This window comes from Ideonella azotifigens, from assembly GCF_006519715.1.
GTDB lineage: Bacteria > Pseudomonadota > Gammaproteobacteria > Burkholderiales > Burkholderiaceae_C > Ideonella > Ideonella azotifigens.
This window is the reverse complement of sequence record NZ_VIDT01000574.1, coordinates 1-3,533: the sequence shown is the minus strand read 5'-3', so window position 1 is coordinate 3,533 and position 3,533 is coordinate 1. Positions and strand designations below refer to the sequence as shown.

Here is a 3,533-nt window from a genome sequence, read left to right as displayed (position 1 = left end):
CTGCCTTTCCTGCTGGCCGCAGCGGCAGCTGGCAAGTGCGCACACTGAGCGCCGCAGGCTTGGGGCTCGCGGTCAATGCCTGTCTCCAACGGCGCCGCCAAGCCCGTGCAGCCGGGCCGTGCCCGCATCAAGCCGGCACCATCTCGGCGGGCGTCGCGCGGCGTCGCAATGGCAGCGTCACCCTGAAAGTTGTGCCGCGGCCGACTTCGCTGTCGACCGTGATGCGCCCCTGGTGCTTTTGGACGATGCCGTAGGACAGGGACAGGCCGAGCCCGGTGCCTTTGCCGATGGGTTTGGTCGTGAAGAAAGGATCAAAGATGCGCGGCAGCACCTTACTTGGAATGCCGCTGCCGTTGTCGGTCACCTCGAACCAGGCTTCGCCGTCGGCACAGCCTGTGCGGATGACGATGCGGCCTCGCTTGTCGCCCCTGTCTCCCATCGCGTGGGCGGCATTGACCACCAGGTTCATCACCACCTGGTTGAGCTGCGAGGACAGGCATTCGATCTCCGCCACCTGGCCGTATTCCTTCACCACATCGGCCTTGTCGCGCAGCTCGCTGCCCAAGATGTTCAAGGTCGAATCGATGCCCTGGTGGAGCTGCACCATCTGCCATTCCTGCAGTGCATCGACGTGCGAGAAGTCCTTCAAGTCCTGCACGATCTGGCGCACGCGGCCGATGCCTTCCTTGGATTCACGCATCAGGCTCGGCACGTCATCCTTCAGGTAGTCGATCTGCAGCTCTTCGCGCAAGGCCCGCAGCTGCGCTGCCGCCGGCGTCTGCTCGTAGGCGTCCAGCATGCGGAACAGGTCGGCCAGGTAGCCCTCGAGCGTGCCGACATTCGAGAAGACGTAGCCGATCGGGTTGTTGATCTCGTGCGCCACGCCAGCGGCCAGTTGGCCGATCGAAGCCAGCTTTTCCTGCTGCACGAGCTGCGCTTCCAGGTTCTTGCGCTCGGCGATCTCGGCCTGCAGCGCAAGGTTGGCCTGCGTCAGACGCTGAGTGCGTTCGTCGACGGCGGCCTCCAGGCTGTCGATCTGCAGGGCGGCCTGCTGCGTCATCTGCCACTTGGCGGTCAGCGCCTGAGCCAGCTGGCGCACCTCGATGTTGTCGAAAGGCTTCTTCAGGATCAGCAGGCGGTCGCGCGCGTCCAAGCGCCGGAAGACCTCGTCCCACGAGGTGTCGGAATAGGCGGTGCAGATCACCACCTGCAGCCGCGGGTCTGCATGCCACAAGTGCTCGATGGTCTCGACGCCGTCCCAGCCCGGCGGCATGCGCATGTCAACGAAGGCCATCGCGTACGGCCGGCCGTTGCGCAGCGAGGCCTCCACCTTCGCCAAACCCTCCTGGCCCTGGTAGGCCGAGTCCAGTTCGAAAACGGCCGCGCCGGTCGTGGCCTTCGGTGGCTCGTCGCCGAACAGCGCGGCGCGCGTGGCCTGGAGCGCAGACTTCGCCGGTGCCTGGGGGCAAAGGATCTTGCGGAAATCGTCGTGGATCGTCGGCATGTCGTCGACCAGCAAGATGCGGCGGTTTTCAAGGGTCATGATGGCCGTTCGGTTTTGAGGGGTAGTTCGAGGGTGAAGGCGGCACCCTGGCCGGGGCCTGCACTGGCAACGGTCAGCTTGCCGCCCATCTCGCGCGCGGCCAGCACGCAGCTGTGCAGGCCGAAGCCGTGGCCGTCCTTCTTGGTCGTGAAGCCATGGGCGAAGATCTTCGTCAGGTGTTCGGCGGCAATGCCTTCGCCGGTGTCAGCCACGATCACCTGCAGGCTGCACGGGTCGGCCACCTGAACGCGCAGCGTCAGCCGGTGTGCGGCCTCGGGCAGGCGCTGCATCGCGTGGCGGGCGTTGGCGATCAGGTTGACCAGGATCAGCAGCACGCGGTGCTTGTCCAGCAGCAGCGCGGGCACGGCTTCGAATTCGCGCAGCAGCGTCACGTTGCGGCCGGCGAGGGCACTGTTGTCGATGCGCAGCGCATCCTCGATCAGCTCGACGATGTGCACCGGCTCCACCAGGCTCGATGCGCCGGCGTAGGCCTGCTGCGTCGACACGATCTCCTTGATGTGCCGCACGTTCTTGGTCAGCACCGCCAGCTCGGCGGCAATCTCGGCACGCTCTTCTTCCAGCGCCTGCGCCAGCTGCTTCAGGTACATCGGCAGCATTCGGCCGCGAGCATCGTTCGTCAGGTAGTCGCCGAGCCGGTCGCCGTTCTGCTCGATCAGCTGCACCGCGCAGCCCAGGCTGGCGGCTTCTGAGTCGCGCACGCGCGTGGCGATGAGTTCGGCCGAGACATTGACGCTGTTGAGCACATTGCCGACGTTGTGCAGCACGTTGGTGGCGATCTCGGCCATGCCGGCATGGCGCGCGTTTTCCAGCGCCTGGCGCTGGGCGGCTTCCTGCTCGCGGGCCTTGCGCACCGCTTCCTCGGCCTCCTCGCGGCGGAAGAACCAGTGGCCGGTGGTCAGCAGGATCACGATGATCGGCACCGCCGCGACGACGACGACGATGCCCGACTGGCGGAAGCTGAAGTACAGGAAGGTCGCCACCGAGGCGTTGCCGGCGTAGGCGATGCCCAGCCACCCGAAGGAATCGAGGAAGGCCTTGAGGTTCAGCGGCTCGTTGCGCTTGAGCCGCGGCACCATGGTCACCAGCAGCGTGTTGAGCAGGAAGTAGCCGAAGGCGAACAGGATCGCCCCCAACAGCAACAGCCCGTCATGCGCCAAGCCATGGCGCTGCAGTGCCTGCAGGCCGGTCTGCAGCAGCGAGCCCGCGCTGAACATCGCCAGCGCAGCCATCGCCGGGCTGGCAATGCGGCTGGTCCAGCGTTTGGAGGTCCGCCACGAACCGACCAGCGCCTCGCAGGCCGAGCCCAGCGCCGCCGCCTCCGGGCCGCTCAGCAGCAACAGCAGGAAGATGAAGATCTCGCCGGCGGTGAACGAGTTGGTCGAGCGCGGAATGCGCACCGGCACCAGCCCGGCCACCATCGCCAGCATGCTGGCCGCGAGCACCTGCAGCCACGTGGCCGCCGTCATCGCGGCCAACTGGTGCAGCGAATACCCGAGCACCGCCGCGCCCAGCAGCACCACGCTCCACCAGTAGATCGTGGCATTGCGGTTGTAGTCCGGCATGAGCCGGGCGTGCAGGCGCTGCCAGGGCCAAGGCGACGCTGGCGGCGGCTGCGGCGGCGGCAAAGCAGGGGCGAGAGCGGTGGGTTGCATCACGCGGGCTTGAGGGCTGCGGGCCTGGGCATGTTTCAGGGCTCGCCGGTCGGGCCGACCTGCGTCTCGCTCAGCACCAGGCCTTCGCTGAGCACGATGCCCTCGCTGAGCACGATCCCTTCACTGAGGACGATGCCTTCGCTCAGCACGATGCCTTCACTCAGCACGATGCCCTCGCTGAGCACGATCCCTTCGCTCAGCACAATGCCTTCGCTCAGCACCAGTCCGCTGCCGGCGGCCAGCCATCCGGCGAGCGTCGCGGTCGGGATGAAGATCCCGGTGAGGCCGCGCGCCGAGCTGCTGCCGGCGAGTGCAGC

At 66.9% G+C, this 3,533-nt stretch carries 3 protein-coding genes; all 3 read right to left on the bottom strand.

Features of this window, described 5'->3' with window-relative positions; translation table 11 throughout:
* Positions 1-127: 127 nt before the first annotated feature.
* Positions 128-1,543 (bottom strand): ATP-binding protein, encoded by a 1,416-nt coding sequence (locus FKP22_RS24285; RefSeq protein WP_231012030.1) that lies wholly within the window; start codon positions 1,541-1,543, stop codon positions 128-130.
* Positions 1,540-3,126, bottom strand: a complete 1,587-nt coding sequence (locus FKP22_RS24280) for a sensor histidine kinase (RefSeq protein ID WP_170201059.1) — start codon at positions 3,124-3,126, stop codon at positions 1,540-1,542. Before FKP22_RS24280 ends, FKP22_RS24285 begins: the two co-directional genes overlap by 4 nt.
* A gap of 125 nt (positions 3,127-3,251) precedes the next feature.
* Positions 3,252-3,533: hypothetical protein (locus FKP22_RS32625; RefSeq protein ID WP_170201058.1), on the bottom strand; the 282-nt coding region annotated here is incomplete at its 5' end.